Annotated in this window: 2 protein-coding genes; one reads left to right on the forward strand and one right to left on the reverse strand. The window is 38.9% G+C overall.

The window, feature by feature from the left end:
• On the reverse strand, positions 1 to 335 hold a 335-nt coding region (locus B2X72_RS09685; RefSeq protein WP_286849379.1), incomplete at its 3' end, for a hypothetical protein.
• Positions 336 to 956: 621 nt separating this feature from the next.
• Here B2X72_RS09685 and B2X72_RS09690 point away from each other — a divergent pair.
• Positions 957 to 3,131, forward strand: a complete 2,175-nt coding sequence (locus B2X72_RS09690; protein WP_088161473.1) for an ATP-binding protein — start codon at positions 957 to 959, stop codon at positions 3,129 to 3,131.
• Positions 3,132 to 3,208 lie beyond the last annotated feature (77 nt).

Here is a 3,208-nt window from a genome sequence, read left to right on the forward strand (position 1 = left end):
TCCAATGCTTTTTCTGCAGTTTCTGCATTGATACGGTCTACCCAGGTTTTGCCTAGCTTTGTATAAAGCTCTTTAGCTTTAGCATTGGAGAGTACTGGGGCAGTCACTGAAGCAATTGCTGCATTGGCCGCGGCTTTATCTGAATAAACGACTGCTTCCGCATCTTTTGTTGCAGCATCTTCTGAGGTTTTCATGGCCTCTTCATTAGCGTCAGCTGCTTTTTCCTCCGCATTTTCCATGTGCTCGGTTGCTTTTTCTTGTGGTGTTTGATTGTTACATGAAACTAGAATTGCTGCAGTCGCTAATGAAGCGAATAATGTTTTGTTTGAAATCATAATATTATTTATTTAGTGACAATGTTTAAATGACAAGATTTACTGATGAATAGTTTTACTAACTAAAGATTAACATCCTATCTTTGCGTAAATATTACGGAAAATGTGGTTTATACGTGTTTTGTTGTAATTAGTTCATTATGAGTTTTGTGGCGTTTTGCTTCAGGACTTCTTAATCTATTAGCCAATAATATAAAACCGTATAAAAATTTCGCCGATCGCTTAAATTCTTTCGAATTCTTTATATGACGTTATTTATACTTTAATTGAGTAATATCCAAGATAATCCAAACAAAGTCGTAAAAAGTATTGTTAATTAAATACAGACTGCTTGTCCGGTCATGAAGAAAGTTTTAAAAGCTAGGCACCTTTCCAACCTAGCTTTTTTATTTTTCACCGAATAGCCAATTAATAGGCTTCAATACCAGCCATCCAGATTACTCAGATTCTGAATAATTATTGGACAATCGTTTGATCCGCTTTTAGTAGTTATTTTTTTCTATATTAGCCTTAGATATGACATGTTTGAAGAGGGGTGCTAGATTTTATTATGCGTGGCAAATTATCTCTTTCGAGAATTTCCTGTTATTAGTAAATTAAAAGATTAAAAACTAGCAAAATATGCGTCAACTGGAGTGCCACGAAGAAGAAATCCAACTATGCGGTAAAATCCAATATTTCGGTTTCCTTTGTATTTTTGATGAGAGTGGGTGTATTGCCGCAAGTGAAAACCTATCTGCATTGCTCGATATTCCTATGAGGGGAATCTTAGGGAGATCGATCGAGCAGCTATTGCCTTTGATATCGTCCGAACCGGAGTTGAATCTCAAAGAAATAGAAAAACAGATCACAGGGGAGATATTTACACGTTTTGTAGAACGTATCCGTATCAAAAATGTAGATTATTATCTAAGCATTTACCGGTATGATGAGAAAACATATCTTGAAATTGAGATTTGTAGTGAGAATCAATTAAAAGCGACTCGTTTATTCTATTATGCGAAATACCTTGAAGAGCGTCATGGTAATGCTTGGCAATCATTGACTGTACTGATCCGCCAGATTATTGGTTTTGATCGTGTCATGGTATACCGTTTCGAAGAGGACAATAGCGGACAGGTAATTGCAGAGTCCATTGCAGACGGGATGACCTCATTGATGGGGTACCGTTATCCAGAATTTGATATTCCGGCACAAGCACGCGCGCTATATGTTAAATTCCCTGCACGCCATGTAGCAGATATTGAGGCACCAACTATTGCTATACAGGGCCTGGAGGCAAGTGAAGTAGACCTGACTCGTTGTAGCCTCAGAGCGTTGTCTCCCGTGCATTTACAGTATCTTAAGAATGCGGGTGCACGTGCCAGTGCCAGTTTTTCTATCGTTATCGAGGGAAGACTCTGGGGACTTGTGGCCTGCCAGAATAGTCTACCTTTGAATGTGGACCTTGCCCAACGTCACTTATGCGCCTTCTTAACGCAGTACGCTATAAATTATTACCTTTCAGAATATCAAAGGGAAAGTCTTGTCGCCCAGACTATTATGGGGGTTATGGAACGTGACCTGAAGTCTGAATTATTGGTGAACAATGATATCGGAATGGTGCTTGAACGCTTCGCTCCGCAAATTTTGGAAATAGTTGAGGCAGACGGATTGGTAATCAAACATGACCGTGGTTCCAAAACTTGGGGTGAAGTACCGACAGAATTAGAGCAACGACAGATTGATCTGTATATAGAAAAACAGGGCGAGAGTGACTTATTTTTCACATCAAATTTTGTTCCTGATAGGGCCCACTCAGCACAATCGCTCATATTTCCTGGTATTTTACGGATAAATATTCTTCCCAGCAATAAATGGTACATCTATTTATTCCGGAAAGAGCACGTATATGAAGATGTGTGGGCAGGGAGACCGGAAAAAATATATCATTACGATCCCGAAAGGGAAATAGAGTTTCCGTCACCCAGGACATCATTTGAAGCCTGGCGTGAAACGATGAAAGGCAAGTCTATTAAATGGAAAAAAACGGAGCTTTCCTTCATTGAAAAAGTTGCACAAATAACCCAACAGGCTATTGCGCAACGGGGCGGGGAGATTGCTCAGCTCAATAAGGAGCTCGTAAGATCAAACAATGCCTTAGATACGTTTGGCTATACATTGACTCATGATCTTAAAAACCCTCTTTCTTCCATAAAGCTTGCTGCACAGATGATGTTGATGAAAGATGATCTTCCGAAAGAGATGTTGCGAAAAATGGCAACGAATATCATCGATGCGACTGGACTGATAACAGAAATGATGGATAAGGTTTATCAACTCACACAGTCTAATTATGTAGCATTCAAAACAGAACTGATCGATCCTCGAAACAAAATTCTTAATATTCTCGAAAGTTGCAAGCAGCAGTTTGACAGTACAAGTTTGGAATTTGTCTTAGGGGAGACCTGGCCCATTCTCGGGGAAAGAACACTGTTATATCAGCTGTTTTTAAATCTGATCGGCAACGCGGTAAAATATAGCAGTAAAAAAGATCAACCAAGGGTGGAAGTTTATAGTGAAAAACACGGCCATTCAGTTTACTATTATATTAAAGACAATGGCATTGGAATGGATATTCAGGATGACAGTAATATATTTGACATTTTTAAACGGCTGTCAAATTCGCAGGGCTTTGAAGGATCGGGGATTGGACTTTCCATCGTCAAACGTATAGCGGATCGTCTTGATGCCAAGGTTACTGTAGAAAGCAATCTCAGCGTGGGTACAACGTTCTGTGTTAAATTTAGAGGTTGATAGATAATGATGTAATTTACAAATCCATTATGGTATCTAAACCACGTTTTAATCCTTTAAATTTACATTTAATTTTC

Source organism: Sphingobacterium sp. UBA7253, from assembly GCF_002472745.1.
In the GTDB taxonomy this organism is placed as follows: domain Bacteria; phylum Bacteroidota; class Bacteroidia; order Sphingobacteriales; family Sphingobacteriaceae; genus Sphingobacterium; species Sphingobacterium siyangense.

Coding starts and splice junctions, on each gene's coding strand:
- B2X72_RS09690 (WP_088161473.1), top strand. CDS start 957: ATGCGTCAACTGGAGTGCCACGAAGAAGAAATCCAACTATGCGGTAAA.